Raw genomic sequence first — 18,154 nt, 5'->3', positions numbered from 1 at the left:
CCCGGGGAAGCGGCCGTCCGGGTCAGTCGGTCCGGCGTTCAGCCGGTCAGGCGCAGGACGGCGACGTCGGAAAGCGTTCCGTCGCCATCGGGTTGGGAGAAGGTGACGGTCGCGGTCCGGCCACCGGTGGTCAACGTCGCGATCGTATTACCGAACAACGGACCGCATTCGTCGCTCCAACGCAGCGGCGGCTCGGGCACTCCTAGTCGTCGCGCCCAGGTGCGGGTGACGCGTGCGAACCCGCGCGACCAACCGAACCGGAACACCGGACGCACGTATGCCGGAACATGATTGTGGACCGGTGAGCACACGAGCTGATACACCGGCGTCGCCTCGGCGGTGCAGTTGTCGGCGACCGGCACCTCGGCGCGCGCGGCGTAGCTGTGGTGCACATCGCCGGAGAGCACCGTGATCGATGCCAGTCGTCTGTCGCGAGCAAGTCCGGTGATCAGGGCGCTGAGGGTGACGAAGGACTCGAAGAACGCCGGCCAGTGCTCGAAATCGGCGGCCTGCCGGATCTTTTCGCCGAGCCGACCCCGAAGTCCCGGCCGGGCGGCGAGCGCCTCGTCGATGGACTGCAGATCGGCTACCGCCGGTGGCAGCAACCACGGCAGCGACGATCCCAGGATGAGGTGGTCGATCTCGCAGATGTCGTCGGTGGCTTGATCGGAGAGCCATGCGAATTCTCTGTCGCTGAGCATCTTTCGGGTGTCGCCGGTCAGAACTCGGCCGTTACGTGAATCGATCATGATCAGGCGGTTGCGACCGAGATCCCAGCGATAGCTGAAGCGCAGGCCCTTGTCCTCGGCGGTGTCGGCGTCGGCGCGGTCGGCGAGATCGACGAGCAGCGGCCAGATATCGGTGTCGGAGTTGACGATTCGCCGGCAGTCCGGGTCGGCGTCGAGTTCGGTGGGGGAGAGGTTACCCAGATGCTGGTACACCCAGTACGCGGCGAGGCCCGAACGGATGCGATCGCGCCACCACGGAAGCTCGTTCATCTGCGCCCGCCACGTGGCCGAGGTGTTCCAGTCGTCGCGGATGTCGTGATCGTCGAAGATCATCGCGGTGGGTACGGTCGAGAGAATCCAACGGATCTCCGGGTCGCCCCAGGTGTGCCGGTACAGGCCCTCGTATTCGGAGTAGCTGACCACCTCGTCTGCGGGTCGTTTGTTGGGCACCGATCCCTGACGCCGGCCCGCGAGGTGCGCGCGTGCCTGTGGGGTCAGTTCGTCGGCATAGACCTGGTCGCCGAGGAGGATCAGCACGTCGGGCCACTCCGGGGTGGGCCGGGTGGCCATCGCGGTGGCATAGGCGTCGAGGGCGTCGACACCGAGTTTGTCGTCGAGGTCGGCGACACCGGTCCGCGGATAGCGGCAGGATCCGAAGATCACCCGGAGCCGATCAGCCGTGTTGGGGCCGCGGGTCCGAATGACGCTGGGCGGAAACGCCGATCCGGGGTCGGGCCACACCGTGGCGCCGTCCTGGGTGACCTCGTAGGCGACGGTGGCGTCGGGGGTCAGGCCGGTCACGCGGACGAGCGCGTAATGAAAGCCCGCGACCTCGAAGGTCGATGCGCGGCAACCCAGGACCTCGACCTCGGCGGGACGATCGGTCTGCATCCACACCGACGCCGTCGTTGCGTCGACATGCCGCAGGATCGGGCCGAGGAGCAATGCCATCGCACCAGGCTACGTGTCCGGCTTGTCCGGTGTCGGGGTGTCCTCGATGCGTCGCGTCGATGTTTGCCTGCTCGTCCCGGTGGGTATGGTCGCCTCGGAGTTGATGTGACGACGAAGGGTGTTCATGGCAGACGTCGACGTGGAGATCGACTCGGATCTGGCCCCGCAGGCCGCATGGGACCTGGCCTCGGACCTCTCCCGATTTCCTGAGTGGATGACGATCTTCGGGGGTTGGCGCAGTGACGTACCCACCGACATCGGCGAAGGCACCGAGGTGTCGTCGGTGATCCGGGTCAAGGGATTTCGCAACATCATTCACTGGCAGGTGACCGATTACGATGCACCGCGTGTCATCGCTTTGCGGGGTCACGGGCGCGGCGGGGTGCGGATCACCTTGACGATGACCGTCTCCGGCAGCGCCGACGGTTCGCGGTTCGCGCTGAATGCCGAGTTGGCCGGGGGCGTGCTCGGCGGACCGATCGGCCGGTTCGTCGCCAAGATCGTCGAGTCCGATGTGAAGAAGTCGATCGAGAATCTCGCCACCCTCGTGTGAGGGAAGGTCGAGTCGATCGTGCCCGAAATGGGCGCTATATCTGTCTACCGATAGGCTCGGCGCGAGACGTCCGGTGTCCCCGGATCGTCGTGGTTCGACGCGTCGGCGGAAGGTGGCAGAGATGGCAAGGCTCGAGGAGAAGGTGCAGGACCTCTACGACGAGGTCGTCGCGCGAAATCCCGGCGAAGCCGAGTTCCATCAAGCGGTCCGCGAGGTGTTCGACAGCCTCGGACCGGTACTGGCCGCGCATCCCCACTACGCCGACGCCGGGATCATCGAGCGACTGTGCGAGCCCGAACGCCAGATCATCTTTCGCGTGCCGTGGGTCGACGACGCCGGACGCGTGCGGATCAATCGCGGTTTCCGCGTCGAGTTCAACTCCGCTCTCGGACCGTTCAAGGGCGGGTTGCGATTCCATCCGAGTGTCTATCTCGGGGTGGTGAAGTTCCTCGGGTTCGAGCAGATCTTCAAGAACGCGTTGACAGGGCTGCCCATCGGCGGGGGCAAGGGTGGCGCCGACTTCGATCCGAAGGGCCGGTCGGACGGAGAGGTGATGCGCTTCTGCCAGTCCTTCATGACCGAGCTGTATCGCCACATCGGTGAGTACACCGATGTCCCGGCCGGCGACATCGGGGTCGGCGGCCGCGAGATCGGGTATCTCTTCGGGCAATACAAGCGCATCACCAACCGATACGAATCCGGGGTGCTCACCGGCAAGGGACTGACGTGGGGTGGCTCGCAGGTTCGTCCCGAGGCCACCGGTTACGGCGTGGTGTTCTTCGTTGCGGAGATGCTCGCCGCGCGCGGAGAGGATCTCGAGGGCCGTCGGATCGTCGTGTCGGGATCGGGCAACGTCGCCCAATACGCGATCGAAAAGGTGCACCAACTCGGCGGACGTGTGGTGGCGTGCTCGGATTCCGGTGGTTACGTGGTGGACGAGGCCGGCATCGATCTCGAACTCCTCCGCGAGGTCAAGAACGTGCGCCGGGCGCGAATTGCCGACTACGCTCGGACACGGGGCGTAACAGCACATTTCGTCGCCGGGCGGTCCATCTGGGAGGTGCCCACCGACATTGCGATGCCCTGCGCGACACAGAACGAACTCGACGCCACCGACGCGGAGTCCTTGATCGGCAACGGATGCCGGGTCGTCGCCGAAGGCGCCAACATGCCGGCCACCCCGGAGGCGATCAAAGCCCTCTCCAAGGCCGGTGTGATGTTTGCCCCCGGAAAGGCCGCCAACGCCGGTGGCGTGGCGACCAGTGCTCTGGAGATGCAGCAGAACGCGTCTCGGGACTCCTGGAGTTTCGAATACACCGAAAGCAGGTTGTCGGAGATCATGAGCGGCATCCACCAGACGTGTGTGCGGACAGCCGACGAATACGGGGTTCCGGGGGATTACGTCCTCGGCGCCAACATCGCCGGCTTCACCCACGTCGCCGATGCGATGCTGGCGCTCGGAGTGATCTGACGGGATTCGGCGCTGGGTCTGAGAACCTGGGCGGATCCCGGGGCGTGTCGGATGTGGTACTCAGGGGGTCGGCGGCTCGGCGTCGCGGCGTAGGTCGTCCACGAGCAGCATCGCCGTTGCCCGAGCACGGTTCTCGATTGCGGTGACGTCGAAGTGCACGGCGGCGGACAGTGATTTCAGGCGTGTCGCGATGCTGCTGTGGTGCATGTGCATCTGCTCTGCGGTGTCTCTGAGCGTGCCGACCTGGAGGTAGACACGCAGCGTGTCCAACAGGTCCGCGCCGTTCTTGCTCTGGCGCACGTAGTCGCACCGCGCGACGTCCGGAATGGCCGACAGCGATTCCGGAGCGACGGTCAGCAACAGGTTCAGGGCGCCGATTTCGTCGGCGCAGAACACCATATTCGTTGTGCCGCAGTGCTTTTGCGCCAGCCGGGCAGTGCCGACCCAGCGATGGAGGGTGGCGGCGTCGGATTCCAGCGATGCCCCGCATGCGACGGTCCGCGCCGCGGGGTCGGCCGACAGAGCCGCCACGGTCTCGTCGAGGTCGGTGACGACCACGAGATGATCGCGATCGGTGGCGACGGCGGTCAGCCGCCCGGGTGAGAGTTGCCGGGCGAGTCGCTGGGCCACGTGCGCGACGTGGTCGGACTGATCGGTCGGATCGGCCAGGCTCACGACGCGCGCACGAAGGGTCGGGTCGACGTCGAGCGCACTGCAGGCATCGAGCGCGGTGGCGGCCCCGTCGGCGTTCAGCAAAGCGGCGGACTGCTCGAGGTCGGACTGCGCGCGGTGTGGCCGGATGATCGCCGCTGCCGTCAGCGCCAAGCGGTCGACGAGCATCTCATCGAGCGGTAGGGCGGTACCCGGACGTTCGATCCACACCGTCCCGATGCAGTGGTCGTCGAGCACGATGTCGCGGGAGGTTGTTGCCGCCGACGCCTCCAACGGACGCCGCCATTCGCCCCGCGGTGTGCATCGCCGGGTGACGAGTCCATTGGCCCTGATACCGACGACGCAATCGGCGAGCACCGCACTGGCGCGCAGGAGTTCGGTGACGTCGGCGCCGTGACGCAGGAGTGCGTCGAAGTAGTCGATGATCCGTACCATCCCCGCCGAGTCGGCGTCGAGCTCGGCGAGGCGGTACATCAGACCTTGCACACAACCACGCTACGAGACCGGTGAACTCACCCGCAAGGCTCGTGCCAGCGCGCCCATCAGCTCCGCGGTCTGACGGCGGCTGACCTCGGCGGCGTCGATGAGCGACGAGCCGTGGAATGTCCCGGGGAACGAATGCAATTCGACGCTGACCCCGGCGTGCAGCAGCGCGACGGCGTAGGCGATGCCCTCGTCTCGAAGAGGATCGAGTTCCATCGTGGAGACGTAGGTGCGCGGCAGGCCCGACAGGTCGGTGGCGCGTGACGGAGCGGCGTAGCTCGACACCGACGCATCGGACGGGCCCGAGTAGTCGGGACCGAGGTAGTACTGCCACGACAGAATCGCGTTCGGGCGATGCCACATCGGGGTGTCGGTGAACTCGGTCATCGAGGTCGTGGCCAACCGATCGTCGAGTTCGGGGATGTCGAGCAGCTGAAACACCACCGGTACCTCGCCCCGGTCGCGGGCCATCAGAACGGTACCCGCCGCCAGTCCGCCGCCGGCGCTCTGCCCGCCGACCGCGATCAGCGACGGGTCGACGCCCAGTTCCGCGGCGTGGGCGTGCACATGGGCGAGCGCGGCGTAGCAGTCGTTGACGGGCCCGGGGAAGGGCGTCTCCGGGGCGAGGCGGTACTCGACATTGGCGACGGCGATGCCCAACTCGCGAGCGATCGCCACGCACAGTGGATCGCTGGACTCGGCGGTGCCCACAGCGAAACCGCCACCATGAATCCACACCAGTGTCGGCAGGGCTCGGGCGGCGCCGGCCGGAGTGAAGAACCGGATCGGCACCTCCGGGTCGCCGTCGAGGCCGGGTGCGGACAGGAGCTTCATCTCGACGCCGGTTCGGTCGAGACCGTCCAGCATGGTTTGCACCAGGGCGTTGAAGCCCGTTCGGGCGCCCTCGAGATCGTCGAAGCCCAGCTGGGGGAGCATGGTCACCGCTGCTGCGAGTTCTGGGTCCAGATTCTTGAGGTCGGCCATGACGTCACCTTTCCTTGCGGTCAATCGGTGACGCCAGTCTCGTCCGCGTTGTGGTGTGCGTCACCCGACACGTGTCGGGAATTCGGAGTCGCCCATCCGACGCGGCGGCTCCGAGGGTCCCGGTGTGTAACCCGACTGTGGGGAGGGGACTGTCGTGGGCTGCGGGCGGGTCAGTCGTCTTCGTCGAGGAAACGGCGGATCAGGTCGACACACGCGCGGGTGAGCACCGCGTCGGGTTCTCCGGTCTCCACCGATCCGAGGAAGTCGCCGTGCGCCGCGGGCAGTATCAGCGCCCGGCCGCGGGCCACAGCCGAGGCCATCCACAGGGTGTGCTCGGGAAGGGCGACGTCGTGGTCGCCACTGACGAACAGAACCGGTGCCTCGAGTGCCGACAGCTCCGCGTCGGTCCAGTCCCGGAACTCGCGCATCACCGCGACGTCGAGGTCGAACATCCGTCGGAGATCGTCGGGATCGGGATTGATCGCCCGATACGCGTCGGCGAGCGCGGCAGGCATGGAGTCGATTGCGGGGGCGTCGAAGTTGTCCCAGAATCCGGGGATCATTCCGTCGCGTCGCACGAATCCCGACGCGACCACACATCGTCCTGTCAGTGCCGGGTGTCGCTGGGCGAAGCGCAACACGGTCGGCCCACCATTGCTGAATCCCAGGATGTCGACGCGCGGGATGTCGAGGTCACCGAGGAGTGCGGCGATGTCGTCGGCGGAATTCTCGAACGTGTAGGGGCGATCGGCATGCGGGGTGTGGCCATGACCCTGGAGCTCGACGCCGATGACGAGCCGATCGGCGGCCAGTGCGGGGGTCACGTACTCCCAGTTGGTCGCTATCGAGCCCGCGCCACCGTGGATGAGGACGAGCGGTGGCCGTGGCCCACCGCGGTTGCCGTGCTTCTCGTAATACAGTGCCAACGGCATCGTGGTCCTCCGGACGTTGTTGTGGATGTGATGCCGGTACTGACTCGGCCGGGCCGCGCAATTCATCGTCGCCGATGTGGCGATTGCGGACGTGGCGATTGCTACCGTCGAGATGTGTCGCGTACCGATCCGGCCCGCCGAAGGTGGAATCACAACATCCACTATCACCAGGTGATCCTGGGTGCGATTCCCGCGGATGCCCGATCAGCACTCGACGTGGGAACCGGTGACGGGCTCCTGGCCGTCGACCTGTCCGCTCGCCTCGACGACGTGTCGGCGATCGACGCCGATGCCGCAGTGCTGAATCGGGCACGAGGCGAAGCCGAGGGGGTCGAGTGGATGTGCGGCGACGTGATGACCCACCCGTTCGGGCGGACCTTCGATGTCGTCGCGTCGGTCGCAACGGTGCACCATCTACCCGATCTCCGAGCGGGTCTGCAGCGGCTGGCGGACCTCACCGCGCCCGGTGGTGTCGTCGCTGTCGTCGGTCTGGCTCACTCCTCACGGCCCACCGACTATGCACTCCACCTGGTCGGCATACTCCAACATCGGTGGCTGTCGCGGCGTCGCGGCTATTGGGAGCACTCCGCACCCATCGTGTGGCCCCCACCGCACTCCTATTCCGAGGTGCGTCGATGTGCGCGAGAACAGTTGCCGGGAGCGCGTTTTCGGAGACTGGCGATGTTCCGCTATGCACTGATCTGGCAGAAGCCGAGCGCCGGGTAGCCGGGGACGTGGGACCAGGAACTGCCGAACGTTCGTTGCTCAGTGTGCCTGGGCCGGCCATTGCGGCGCGTCGATGGGGGCCGTCGTGGTTGCGGCGCCCAGCCCGTCGAGAGTGGTGATGGATTCTGGACTCAAGGTGATGTCACTGACAGCGAGGTTGGCGTCGAGGTGTCTGATGTCGGATGTTCCGGGGATCAGCAGGGTGTTCGGCGAGTGGGCCAGTAGCCACGCCAGGCCGACCTGGGCGGGGGTGACATCGAGATCTCGGGCGATGTCGATGACGACGGGATTCTCGCCCACCTTCGGGATGCCGGGGAATGCGGAACCGAGTGGAAAGTAGGGAACCCACGCCATCTCGTGCTCGAGGCACAGGTCGAGGAGACTCTCGAAACGCCGATCGAGGACGCTGTAAGGGTTTTGGACACAGGCGATTCCGGCTGGCAGGAGGTGACGCACCGTTTCGATGCGTACTGCACTGATACCGATCTCACCGATCTTGCCCTCGTCGCGCATCGCGACCATCTCGGCCATCTGATCGTCGACGTCGACGATCTGCTCGCCGGTCGCGGCGAGCCCCGGGCCGATCTCCAGTCGTCGGAGATTGACCAAGGGGAGGCGTTCGCGCCCGAGTGCACGCAGGTTGTCCTCGACTGCGGCGCGCAACTCGGCCGGACGCTGCGCAGGTCGCATGGGATGAGCACCGCCGGGATTGGTGGCTGCGCCGACCTTCGAGGCGATGACGACGTCGCTGTCGGCGTCGATGGCTCGGGCGATCACGGAATTCACGAAACCGTCTCCGTAAAACTGCGCGGTGTCTATGTGGTCGACGCCGTGATCGATGGCATGGCGGAGAACTCTGATCGCAACCTCGGGGTCTTGTCGATGGCGATCGAGTTGCATTGCGCCGTAACCGATGCGGGCGACCCGGTGGCCGGCCAGCGTCGCCGAACCGCCGGGGGTGGATGCGAGCTCGCTCATGTTGGCTCCTTGGTGTGGAATACTCGAGGCAAGTGGAGGAACCTCCGCTTACCTGAAGTGTACACAACCGGAGGACCCTCCACTTGATCGTCGATCGTTCACGCGGAACTGCGGCAAAGCCGCGGGCTGATGCCGTGCGCAACCGGGCCAAGTTGATCGAGACGGCTCGTGATGCGTTCACCGCCGGTGAAGGTGACATCACCTTTGATGCACTGGCCCGTCGAGCCGGGGTCGGGGTGGGCACGCTGTATCGCAACTTCGCGACACGACAAGCACTCGTCGAGGCGGTCTACCGGTCCGAACTCGACGACGTCGTCCACTACGCGGACGGCCTGTTGGAGAAGCACTCCGCCGACGAGACGTTGCGGCATTGGCTGGATCGTTACGCCACCTTCGTTGCCACCAAACACGGTATGGCCGAAGCCTTTACGCAAGCGATCGCGTCAGGTGCGGTGGTGGCGGGGGATACGCGCGAACGTATCGGCGAGACGCTCGAACGCATACTTGCTGCGGGCGCGGAAGATGGGACCCTGCGGACCGACGTGCGCGCCGATGACGCCGTCGTCGCGCTACTCGGGGTGTTCCTCGGCCTGACCCGCAGCCGTGACGACGCGCAGCGGCGACGCGTGCTCGACCTCTACGTCGACGCGCTGCGGCGGCGGGGCTGACGTACGACGCGTGATGTGCCGGCGAATCGCTGCGTCGTCATCCACCGGGAGGCCGGCAGTTACCGCGCCTGGATTCGTCTCCGACACGCCCAGTGGGGGACGGTAGGCTGCTCAGCGATGTCTGAACTCGGAGTGATCACGACTGTCGTCATCGATGTGCTCGGCACTCTTGTCGACGAGCCCGGGGGATTGACAACCGCGATCGCCGAGGCTGCGGGCGACGAGCAGGATGTTGCCGAGTTGCTGGCCGTGTGGCAGGGACATATAGAGCAACAGCAGCAACGAATTCTCCGCGGGCTCCGCGACTACGCCAACAGTGACCAACTCGATGCCGAGGCGGCCGGTCTGGTGATGGATCGCGCCGACATCACTGATCCCGCACGACGTGACCACCTCGCCGCCGCGACTCGACGTCTTCGTCCGTGGGCAGATGCTCCGGCCGGAGTCGACCGACTGGCGCAGCACGTCACTGTGTTCGCACTGTCGAATTCCAGCGTCGCGACGCTGAGAACTAGGTGACCATGCCGAACTCCGTTGGCATCGAGCACTTTCCGCAGAAGAGGTACGTACGTACAAGCCGTCGCCCGAGGTGTATCGCCTGGCGATCGAGACCGCGGGCACACCCCCGAACCACATGTTGATGGTCGCTGCCCACGCGTGGGATCTCCGCGCGGCCCAGGCGGCCGGCATGCGAGCCGCGTATGTTCACCGCCCCGTCGGAGATGCGCCGTCTCACACCGACAGGTTCGATGGATACTTCGACGGGCTGGACGAGCTCGCGACGGCGCTGAGGGGTTAGCTGCTACGAAGTTAGCTGCTACAGAGATTGCCGTATCGGTGGCGATTGGCTCTTCATCTGGAGTTCACCATTGCGACAAGGGCTCGTTCGCCCTGTAGACGATTCTGTGATCCTGACGAACTCGAGGAGCCGGTATGACTTCGGAGAACCCGCATTTCGAGGACTCGGGTCCCCGGCTGCGCCGGCGTCTCGGTCTGTTCGACGCGGTGATGATCGGCTTGGGATCGATGATCGGCGCGGGAGTGTTCGTCGTGATGGGGCCCGCCGCGGCGGCTGCGGGCTCGGGGCTGCTGATCGGTCTGGCGATCGCGGCAATCGTGGCGTACTGCAACGCGACGTCGTCGGCCCGCCTCGCCGCTCGGTATCCGTCGGCGGGCGGTACGTACGTCTACGGCAGGCACCGTCTCGGACCCTTCTGGGGTTACCTGGCCGGCTGGTCCTTCGTCGTTGGTAAGACCGCATCGTGCGCGGCGATCGCGTTGACCGTCGGCAGCTATCTCTGGCCCAGCCATATGCACGGCGTGGCCGTCGCCGCCGTGGTCGCGATCACCGCAGTCAATTACCGCGGTATACAGAAATCAGCTCTTCTCACCAGGGTCATCGTCGCGGTGGTACTCGCCGTGCTGGCCGCGGCGGTGGTCAGCGTCGCAGCGTCGTCGTCGGCAGACCCGGCCCGCCTTGCCCTTGGCGGAGATGTCTCCGTCGGAGGGGTACTGCAAGCTGCCGGGCTGTTGTTTTTCGCGTTCGCAGGGTACGCCCGCATCGCCACCTTGGGGGAGGAGGTTCGAGACCCGGCACGCGTTATCCCCCTGGCCATTCCGATCGCCCTCGGTATCAGTTTGATCGTCTATGCGGCGGTGGCAGTGGCCGCACTCGCGGCTCTCGGCCCAGCGGGGCTGGCGTCGGCGACGGCTCCGCTTGTCGACGCCGTTCGTTCGGTCGGCGCGGACTGGCTGGTTTCGGTGGTGCGGTTCGGAGCTGCGATCGCAGCGCTCGGTTCGCTTGCTGCGCTTCTCCTGGGCGTCTCGCGCACCGTGTTGGCCATGGCACGTGACCGTCACCTGCCGAGTGCTTTGGCCGCAATTCATGACCGATTCGGTGTCCCGCATCGTGCCGAGGTGGCCGTGGCCGTCGTGGTTGCCGTCGTTGCGGGATTCGCGGATGTGCGTGACGCGATTGGCTTTTCGTCGTTCGGTGTTCTGGTCTACTACCTGATCGCGAATGCCGCGGCATGGACACTCTCGCCGCAAGAGGGGCGTCCGCCGCGGGTGATCCCCATGGTGGGCGCAACTGGTGCGCTTGTGCTGGCGGTGTGTTTGCCTGTTGCGTCGGTGGTGTCCGGTGCGGCCGTCCTGATGGGCGGCACGATCGTCTACCTCGTCAGCGCCCGGCGTCGAGCTTGAGTCTGAGTCGATCCGGCGGCGCCCCCGTGCCCACCGCAGCCCGCCGATGCGGCAGGGCAATGATGAAGGTGTGAACGATATCGGCAATGCGGTGGTGCGGATCGGACCGGCGCTCGGGGTTGTGGTGGTTGTGCTGGTGGTTGCCGCAGCACTGGTCAACTACCTCGGCGCAACCGGACACACGCGGCAGGTGGTGATCGCGGCCATTCGGGCAGCCGGACAGCTGGCCGCCCTCGCCGCTGTCCTCGCCGTTGTGATCGGCACGCTGTGGGCCTCGACGCTGTTCGTGGCAGTCATGGCGACGGTGGCCGCGGCAACATCGGCCGGCCGGATCGTCGGTCGTCGTACGCCGATCCGGGCCGGCGTCGGAAACACGCTGTGGTGTTTGCTGCCGGTTGCGGTGCCCACGATCGTCGTGGTGGCCGGCATCGTCGCGCTCGGGGTGCTCCCGGCCACCGGTCTGGCGATCATCCCTACCGCCGGAATCATGTTCGGTGGTGCCATGAACACCACGTCGTTGGCCGGCCGTCGCGCTCACGACGAACTCACCACCCGGCGAGGCGAAGTCGATGCCGCCCTGTCATTGGGTTTCGTGCCGCGCGAGGCGAGGATGGAGATCAGCCGCAGCGCCGCGGCGACCGCGCTGATCCCCGGCATCGACCAGACACGCTCGGTCGGGCTGGTCACCATTCCGGGCGCGTTCGTCGGCATGGTCCTGGGCGGCGCGTCGGTCACCACCGCGGCGATCATGCAGTTGTTCGTGCTGATCTCGCTGCTTGCCGTAAGCGCCGTCGCAGTTGTCGTCACCACCGAACTCGTCGCTCGCGGCATCCTCTGATCGGACGGGCGTGATGTCTCCGAGGGCGACGATCTGGAGGTGGAGCGAATGATCCGTGCAGGTGTGGATCACAGCCGCTTCGGGTACAGAAGCAAACATGACCGAGAAGAAGACCGATCCACACACCGAAGATGTCGGCACCGGACCAGAGGGTGCGAAATCCGACGTACAGTCCGATCCAGCCGAAGGCGAATCGTCTGGTGACTGGTCGGGCGAAGGCGGGGCAACCGAGGATGGTCCCGCAACGGACAACGATCCCGCCACCGATAACGACTGACTCGGGCCGCGATCGTAGACGGGATTCAGGTGTCCGAGGCGCGCCTGTACGGGTCTCGCGCGGAAATGTCGTCCGAGCCTGCGAAATCCGTAGAGCAACTTCACGAGGCGGCCGGTGCTGAATCCATTGCATTCGTGGCTTGTTGCTCGACGACGGTCCGGACGGTCGCTGGGCGGTTGGGCAACTGTCCGGCACTCGCTTGCTCGCACCGCAACTGGTGATGTTTGAAGTAAGTAACATCATTCGCAGACAAGAAATGGCCGGAGTCGTCAGTGCCGATCAGGCGGTGCAGGCTCATGGTGATCTGCTCGACTTGTCGATCGAGCAGTGGCCGTAAGCGCTTCTCGGTTCGCGGGTGTGGGAACTCCGCAGCAACTTGTCTGGATACGAAGCCAGTTACGTCGCGGTCGCTGAATTGGCAGGTGCACCGCTCGTCACGCTGGACCGTCGCATCGGTAGGGCGCCCGGGCCTGCGGTGTGAGGTGCAGTGTCCACGATGACGCGTCACGCGCGAATAGCGCTGCAACGAAGGGCCATCCGCGATGGCCTTCTGGCAAGCCTGCATATTCGATTCCTGTATAACCAGCTGGGGCTGCTCACCCTGGCCAGGCCGGAGCGTTACATGTAACATCTGGACATGGCAGTGAGGGACAGGGTCGGTGAGTACCGACGTCGGATGCGTGAGCGCGGAATGCGCCCGTTGCAGGTCTGGGTTCCTGACGTACGAACGCCAGAGTTTGCCGCGCAAGCCCACAGGCAATCGGTTCTCGTGGCAGAGGCAGACGCCGATGGGGATGAGCAGGATTTCGTCGAGGCTGTCGCCGCGCCTTGGGACGACGAGGCGTGATTCGCGGCGAAATCTGGACCGTTGCGGGTGGTGTGTATGCATCCAAGCCGCGGCCGGCCGTCATCGTGCAGGATGACCTGTTCGATTCAACTCTGTCGGTGGTAGTTGCTCCGATCACGAGCCAGCTCATCGATGCGCCCCTGTTGCGGATTCGTATCCCGGGTGATCGCGATTCGATCTCGGGCCTCGAGCGGGACAGTGACGTGATGGTTGACAAGCTAACCGCGGTACGACGGTCGAATGTTCAGACGCGTGTCGGTCGTCTGACATCCGACCAACTCGTTGAAGTCGAGCGCTCGTTGATGGCGTTTCTGGGACTAGCGCGATGATTCGAGCCGTGGGAGTCGACGCCGACGACAGGCACCGATCGACGGTAGGCTTTTAGATAGTGTTGCGGGGCAGCGCAGCATCTAGTCGTCTACTGGATACCGTCAATATCGAACTGATCATATTCCCCAGCAGGGGGTTTCGAGGTCTGCAGTCGTGTGGTGGCGATTGATGGTGGGGGTTTGATTGGCTGCTGATTCGATGTGTGTCAATATTGATGTATGTCGAATCAAGAGGTGCTGGTTGCGGGCGGCGGCCGTGGTTTGAGTGCGAAGCGGGCTGCGCGGTTCGCGTCGGCGTTGAAGGCGCTGGCGGATCCGGTGCGGTTGCGGTTGTTGTCGGAGGTGGCGTCGCGGCCGGGTGGTGAGGCGTGCGTGTGTGATATTTCGGGGCCGATCCGGTTGTCGCAGTCGACGATCTCGCATCATTTGAAGGTGTTGCGGGAGGCCGGTCTGGTGACCAGTGAACGTCGGGGCACGTGGGTCTATTACCGGGTGAACAGTGTTGTGCTCGATCAATTGTCGGAGCTTGTGGCGGGGCTGGCAGCGGTGGTCGGCCAGCCTAGTTCGTGCAAGGACCCCGAATGAGCAGGCAGGGTTCGGCGGTCGCGGGGAAGCTGTCGCTGCTGGATCGGTTCCTGCCGGTGTGGATCGGTGCCGCAATGGTGGCCGGGCTGCTACTCGGGCGTGGCGTGTCGGGTTTGGGGGAGGAGCTGGCGAAGGTGGAAGTCGACGGTATCTCGCTACCGATCGCGGTCGGCTTGTTGGTGATGATGTATCCGGTGCTGGCGAAGGTGCGCTACGACAAACTCGACTCGGTCACCGGTGACCGGCGGCTGCTGATCGGGTCTCTGGTGTTGAACTGGGTTGTGGGACCGGCATTAATGTTCGCGCTGGCGTGGTTGCTGCTACCGGATCTGCCGGAGTACCGGATGGGCCTGATCATCGTCGGTCTGGCCCGGTGCATCGCGATGGTCATCATTTGGAACGACCTTGCGTGCGGGGATCGGGAAGCGGCCGCGGTTCTGGTGGCGTTGAACTCGGTGTTCCAGGTGCTCATGTTCGCCGTGCTCGGGTGGTTCTATCTGTCGGTGCTGCCCGGCTGGCTCGGTCTGGAGCAAACGACCATCACCACCTCGGCGTGGCAGATCGCGAAATCGGTGCTGATCTTCCTGGGTCTTCCCCTGGTTGCGGGCTATCTGACCCGTCGGGTGTGTGAACGGGTCCGGGGGCGTGACTGGTACGAAACGGCGTTGTTGCCGCGACTGGGTCCGTGGGCGCTGTACGGCCTGCTGTTCACCATTGTCATCCTCTTCGCCCTGCAGGGCGGGCAGATCACCTCGCGGCCATGGGATGTCGTGCGGATCGCGGTGCCGCTGTTGGTCTACTTCGCGGTGATGTGGGGCGGTGGATTTGTCCTCGGTGCCGGCCTCGGGCTTGGCTACGAGCGGACGACGACGTTGGCGTTCACTGCGGCCGGCAACAACTTCGAACTGGCCATCGCCGTCGCGATCGCCACCTACGGTGCAACTTCGGGCCAGGCGCTGGCCGGGGTGATCGGCCCGTTGATCGAGGTGCCTGTCCTCGTCGCCCTGGTCTATGTGTCCTTGGCGTTGCGTCGCCGATTTCCCACCGCCCCAAGCGCGTCGAGAGGGCCGATGCTCGATGCCTGATCCCACCACCGTGTTGTTCGTGTGCGTGAGCAACCGCGGCAAATCAGTGATGGCCGAGTACCTCACGCCCACCCTCACCGACCGGATCGTTGCCTCATCGGCCGGCACCACCGCGGCGCTCGGTGGGCGGGTCAACGAGCTGTCCGCGCAGGCCCTCGCGGAGGTCGGTGCCGTCGTCGACGACCACGAACCCCGTCAACTCACCGACGAGCTGATGCACGCCGCGGACCTGGTGGTCGTGGTCGGTGACGCCGAGGTCACCGCACCGCCGGGGGTTGAGCTCGAGGTGTGGGCCACCGACGAACCGTCGAGACGGGGTATCGACGGGATCGACCGGATGCGCCTGATCCGTGACGACATCGCCGACCGGATCCGCGATCTCGTGGACCGCCTGGACCGGTAGCGAACCGAGCGGTGCCGGTCAGCAGCAGGCGGCGCTCGATTCGGGGTCGCCGGTCGCGCTGCCAGCACAACAGACGGCGCCAGCATCAGCATCAGAATCAGCATCGATAGTGTTGCGTTCCAACAGTTTCGGACTCGACCCGAAGGTCTCGGAGTCGGCGAGGACGGTGTAGACCTCCCACTGTTCGTTCGCCGGGCCGCTGACCCACACCTTGTCCTGGGTGGCGAAGCAACAGGTGGTGTTGATCTCCTCCTGAGTGAACAGGCCCGCCTCGGAGAGCCGGGCGATCTCGGCATGGACCTTGTCGCTGGATTCGACCTCGACGCCGAGATGATTGATGGTGCCTCCCTGGCCCGGGCTCTCGATCAGCACCAGCTTCACGGGCGGCTCGACGACCGCGAAGTTCGCATATCCCGGCTTGCGTTTGGCCGGGGCGGTGTTGAACAGCTTCGAGTAGAACACGATCGCGGCATCGAGGTCATCGACGTTGAGCGCGAGTTGAATGCGGGACATGACCAACCACCTTCACCTGTAAGACATATATCGAACTACTTGACGTGGGGCCAGGATGCCACCTTTTCGACATATGTCAAGGTCTCTGGGTAGGCTGGGGGGATGCCGAAGACATTGCCGATGGTGGATATCAGTGCACCGATTTGCTGTGCCCCGGTGTCGTCGGGTCCGCTCAATGATGGTGACGCGCTCGAAATTGCGTTGCGACTCAAGGCACTTGCTGACCCGGTGCGCATCAAGTTGGTGTCGATGTTGTTGACCGATGAGGCGGGTGAGGGGGTGTGTACCTGTGATCTCGCGACGGCGGTCGGGCTGACGGAGGCCACGACCAGTCATCATCTGGGGCAGCTACGCAAGGCTGGGATGGTGGTGGGGCAACGGCGGGGGATGAACGTGTATTACCGGGCGCGGCCGGAATCGTTGCAGGCGTTGTGCGCTGTTCTGGGGGCGAGCACCGGCTGCTGCTGAGCACCCTGAGGTCAGTTCACGGTCGCGATCGTCGCGGTCAGTGACTGGGCGTAGCGGGAGTAGGTGGTGGCTGCCAGCGCGGCGTGGCGTTCGGTCACCTGATAGCTGTAGCCGAGCATGTCGGCGACGACGGGTGGTGGTGCCAGTTTGACGAGGTTGTCCAGGGCGCTGTTGCGTGCACCGTGCAGGTTGATCCCGAGGCGACGAAGTTCTTTCATCACGGTTTGTGAGTGCAGGTGGCGGCCCGGTCGGTACCCGGGGAACAGATACATGGTGTCGCTGCCGGTGGTCTGCAGGTTCGGGCGGTGTTCGAGAAGTTCGTAGATCAGGACGGCGAACGGTGCCGGGACGGGAGTCGGTTCGGTGCCCAGGCTGATACGCAGCTCGGTGGGTGTCAGCTGCAGATCGCCGATTTCGAGTGCGACGGTGCGAGTCAGTGGTTGGGCGTAGAGCAGCATCAGCAGGCCGGCGACCCGTTGATGCAGGCTGGTGACATTGCCGCGCATCAGTGTCTGAATCCATTGCAGCCGTTGCTCATCGGTCAACGTGGGTGTCGTCTTGGCGTACCGGTGTGCGATCTGGACGCTGGTGTTGATGTGGTTCGCGCGGCACCATACGAAGAACGTCCGGATCAGATGTCGGGTGGTCGGTCCGGACTGGAGATACTGATCGACGTCGAGTTGGGTGGCGGTCTGGGCTGTGCGGGCGTGGGTGTGGTGCAGCCAGTTGAGGAACTTGATCACCTCGGTGATCTCCTGCTTCGCCGAGCGGACGGCTCCCTCGCTGGAATCACCGGGAACTGACTGGGCGCGGATGCGGCGCAGGTGATGCCAGGTCGCGAACCGGTGAGCCATCGCCCAGGTCTCCGGGGTGTCGGCTGCCGCCTCCTTTGTGGCCAACCACTCTTCGAACAGGGCGAGGTAGTGGTCGCGGCGGGGCAGCAGACCGTGCTGTTCGAGGATCGACCGGATGTGTTCGGTGACCTTGCTCTGAGGGAGTTCGTCGAACGATTCGTGCGTGCACGCGATCGTCCCGGTCATCAGGCCGGTCAGCACATTGCGGGCGTCGGCATTGCGCATCCAGGTCATCACGCTTTCGGGTCGTTGCGCCTGGCACAGGGCCTCGATCATCTCCGACCGCACGCGCTTGATGTCGGCTCGGCGAGGTCTGGGAGTGAGGTGGTCGAGATTGTCCCGCAGCGCGCAGCGGGCGCACTGTCCGTCGCGGTAGATCTCTCCCTCGTGGGCGCAGGTCCGGCACCGGTAGGCGTCCGGGTCGACGCCGCCGCATTCCAGACAGCATGGCCGTGGATCGTCGTGGCGGGCCCGGGCGGGAAGCACACCGTCGTGACCACAGCGCGGGCACTGCCCGTAGGTGCGCATCCCGGTATAGAAGCAGCTGTTGCACAGCCGCTCGCCCGGCCAGTGCACCCGTGGTTTGCCCATGATCCGCCCGCATCGA

The 18,154-nt window shown here is 65.3% G+C and carries 22 protein-coding genes and 1 pseudogene; 16 read left to right on the top strand and 7 right to left on the bottom strand.

Annotated features, from left to right (window positions below; translation table 11 throughout):
* Positions 1-38: 38 nt before the first annotated feature.
* The gene (locus AC5ZH6_RS13575) at positions 39-1,679 is read right to left on the bottom strand and encodes an alkaline phosphatase D family protein (RefSeq protein ID WP_006368682.1); all 1,641 of its coding nucleotides are present in this window, start codon (positions 1,677-1,679) and stop codon (positions 39-41) included.
* A 124-nt stretch (positions 1,680-1,803) separates the two neighbouring features.
* Between AC5ZH6_RS13575 and AC5ZH6_RS13570 the strand changes: the two genes are divergently transcribed.
* On the top strand, positions 1,804-2,232 hold the full coding sequence (locus tag AC5ZH6_RS13570; protein WP_014362233.1) for a type II toxin-antitoxin system Rv0910 family toxin: 429 nt from the start codon (positions 1,804-1,806) through the stop codon (positions 2,230-2,232).
* A gap of 121 nt (positions 2,233-2,353) precedes the next feature.
* Positions 2,354-3,703, top strand: coding sequence for an NADP-specific glutamate dehydrogenase (gene gdhA, locus AC5ZH6_RS13565; protein WP_006368684.1), 1,350 nt, complete (start codon positions 2,354-2,356; stop codon positions 3,701-3,703).
* 60 nt (positions 3,704-3,763) lie between these two features.
* Here gdhA and AC5ZH6_RS13560 read toward each other — a convergent pair whose 3' ends face one another.
* From AC5ZH6_RS13560 to AC5ZH6_RS13550, 3 genes are all read right to left on the bottom strand, one after another.
* Complete coding sequence (locus tag AC5ZH6_RS13560) at positions 3,764-4,861, bottom strand: helix-turn-helix domain-containing protein (RefSeq protein WP_231386662.1); 1,098 nt, start codon at positions 4,859-4,861, stop codon at positions 3,764-3,766.
* Between the two features lie 9 nt (positions 4,862-4,870).
* Positions 4,871-5,842 (bottom strand): alpha/beta hydrolase, encoded by a 972-nt coding sequence (locus AC5ZH6_RS13555; protein WP_006368686.1) that lies wholly within the window; start codon positions 5,840-5,842, stop codon positions 4,871-4,873.
* A gap of 170 nt (positions 5,843-6,012) precedes the next feature.
* The gene (locus AC5ZH6_RS13550) at positions 6,013-6,774 is read right to left on the bottom strand and encodes an alpha/beta fold hydrolase (protein WP_006368687.1); all 762 of its coding nucleotides are present in this window, start codon (positions 6,772-6,774) and stop codon (positions 6,013-6,015) included.
* Positions 6,775-6,888: 114 nt separating this feature from the next.
* Here AC5ZH6_RS13550 and AC5ZH6_RS13545 point away from each other — a divergent pair, with 114 nt between their 5' ends.
* Positions 6,889-7,500 (top strand): class I SAM-dependent methyltransferase, encoded by a 612-nt coding sequence (locus AC5ZH6_RS13545; protein WP_006368688.1) that lies wholly within the window; start codon positions 6,889-6,891, stop codon positions 7,498-7,500.
* A 39-nt stretch (positions 7,501-7,539) separates the two neighbouring features.
* On the opposite strand, the gene AC5ZH6_RS13540 is transcribed toward AC5ZH6_RS13545, so the two are convergent.
* Positions 7,540-8,478: an aldo/keto reductase gene (locus AC5ZH6_RS13540; protein WP_006368689.1), complete on the bottom strand. Its 939-nt coding sequence runs from the start codon at positions 8,476-8,478 to the stop codon at positions 7,540-7,542.
* 83 nt (positions 8,479-8,561) lie between these two features.
* Between AC5ZH6_RS13540 and AC5ZH6_RS13535 the strand changes: the two genes are divergently transcribed.
* The 12 genes and pseudogenes from AC5ZH6_RS13535 to AC5ZH6_RS13480 all read left to right on the top strand — a co-directional run bounded on the left by AC5ZH6_RS13535 (position 8,562) and on the right by AC5ZH6_RS13480 (position 15,712).
* Positions 8,562-9,146, top strand: a complete 585-nt coding sequence (locus tag AC5ZH6_RS13535; RefSeq protein WP_210739670.1) for a TetR/AcrR family transcriptional regulator — start codon at positions 8,562-8,564, stop codon at positions 9,144-9,146.
* A 117-nt stretch (positions 9,147-9,263) separates the two neighbouring features.
* Positions 9,264-9,665, top strand: coding sequence for an HAD family hydrolase (locus tag AC5ZH6_RS13530; RefSeq protein ID WP_240523935.1), 402 nt, complete (start codon positions 9,264-9,266; stop codon positions 9,663-9,665).
* 55 nt (positions 9,666-9,720) lie between these two features.
* Positions 9,721-9,945: pseudogene (locus AC5ZH6_RS13525) on the top strand (HAD hydrolase-like protein); the annotation flags it as partial.
* Positions 9,946-10,079: 134 nt separating this feature from the next.
* Positions 10,080-11,348, top strand: a complete 1,269-nt coding sequence (locus tag AC5ZH6_RS13520; RefSeq protein ID WP_288437826.1) for an APC family permease — start codon at positions 10,080-10,082, stop codon at positions 11,346-11,348.
* 46 nt (positions 11,349-11,394) lie between these two features.
* Entirely contained in the window at positions 11,395-12,186 is a 792-nt protein-coding gene (locus tag AC5ZH6_RS13515) for an ABC transporter permease (protein ID WP_006368694.1), read from the top strand.
* A gap of 97 nt (positions 12,187-12,283) precedes the next feature.
* The gene (locus AC5ZH6_RS13510) at positions 12,284-12,463 is read left to right on the top strand and encodes a hypothetical protein (RefSeq protein ID WP_014362243.1); all 180 of its coding nucleotides are present in this window, start codon (positions 12,284-12,286) and stop codon (positions 12,461-12,463) included.
* A 139-nt stretch (positions 12,464-12,602) separates the two neighbouring features.
* Positions 12,603-12,800 (top strand): PIN domain-containing protein, encoded by a 198-nt coding sequence (locus tag AC5ZH6_RS13505; RefSeq protein WP_265076472.1) that lies wholly within the window; start codon positions 12,603-12,605, stop codon positions 12,798-12,800.
* Between the two features lie 300 nt (positions 12,801-13,100).
* The gene (locus AC5ZH6_RS13500) at positions 13,101-13,310 is read left to right on the top strand and encodes an antitoxin MazE-like protein (RefSeq protein ID WP_026920098.1); all 210 of its coding nucleotides are present in this window, start codon (positions 13,101-13,103) and stop codon (positions 13,308-13,310) included.
* Complete coding sequence (locus AC5ZH6_RS13495) at positions 13,307-13,639, top strand: type II toxin-antitoxin system PemK/MazF family toxin (RefSeq protein ID WP_079932148.1); 333 nt, start codon at positions 13,307-13,309, stop codon at positions 13,637-13,639. The genes AC5ZH6_RS13500 and AC5ZH6_RS13495 overlap by 4 nt, the downstream gene beginning before the upstream one ends.
* Positions 13,640-13,858: 219 nt before the next feature.
* Positions 13,859-14,224, top strand: coding sequence for an ArsR/SmtB family transcription factor (locus tag AC5ZH6_RS13490; RefSeq protein ID WP_288338061.1), 366 nt, complete (start codon positions 13,859-13,861; stop codon positions 14,222-14,224).
* Positions 14,221-15,309 (top strand): ACR3 family arsenite efflux transporter, encoded by a 1,089-nt coding sequence (gene arsB, locus AC5ZH6_RS13485; protein WP_020171197.1) that lies wholly within the window; start codon positions 14,221-14,223, stop codon positions 15,307-15,309. Before AC5ZH6_RS13490 ends, arsB begins: the two co-directional genes overlap by 4 nt.
* Positions 15,302-15,712, top strand: coding sequence for an arsenate-mycothiol transferase ArsC (locus AC5ZH6_RS13480; protein WP_020171198.1), 411 nt, complete (start codon positions 15,302-15,304; stop codon positions 15,710-15,712). The genes arsB and AC5ZH6_RS13480 overlap by 8 nt, the downstream gene beginning before the upstream one ends.
* An 18-nt stretch (positions 15,713-15,730) precedes the next feature.
* On the opposite strand, the gene AC5ZH6_RS13475 is transcribed toward AC5ZH6_RS13480, so the two are convergent.
* Positions 15,731-16,225 (bottom strand): ArsI/CadI family heavy metal resistance metalloenzyme, encoded by a 495-nt coding sequence (locus AC5ZH6_RS13475; protein ID WP_020171233.1) that lies wholly within the window; start codon positions 16,223-16,225, stop codon positions 15,731-15,733.
* A 102-nt stretch (positions 16,226-16,327) separates the two neighbouring features.
* On the opposite strand from AC5ZH6_RS13475, the gene AC5ZH6_RS13470 reads away from it, so the two are divergent.
* Positions 16,328-16,693 carry an Rv2640c family ArsR-like transcriptional regulator gene (locus AC5ZH6_RS13470; RefSeq protein ID WP_014362249.1) on the top strand — a complete coding sequence of 122 codons (366 nt, stop codon included), beginning with the start codon at positions 16,328-16,330 and terminating at the stop codon, positions 16,691-16,693.
* 11 nt (positions 16,694-16,704) lie between these two features.
* Here AC5ZH6_RS13470 and AC5ZH6_RS13465 read toward each other — a convergent pair whose 3' ends face one another.
* Positions 16,705-18,138, bottom strand: coding sequence for a site-specific integrase (locus tag AC5ZH6_RS13465; RefSeq protein WP_020171200.1), 1,434 nt, complete (start codon positions 18,136-18,138; stop codon positions 16,705-16,707).
* Positions 18,139-18,154: the final 16 nt, after the last annotated feature.

The sequence above is a fragment of the Gordonia sp. YC-XJ4 genome (assembly GCF_059511865.1).
The sequence above is the reverse complement of the archived record's forward strand: the minus strand, read 5'-3'. Positions and strand labels throughout refer to the sequence as shown.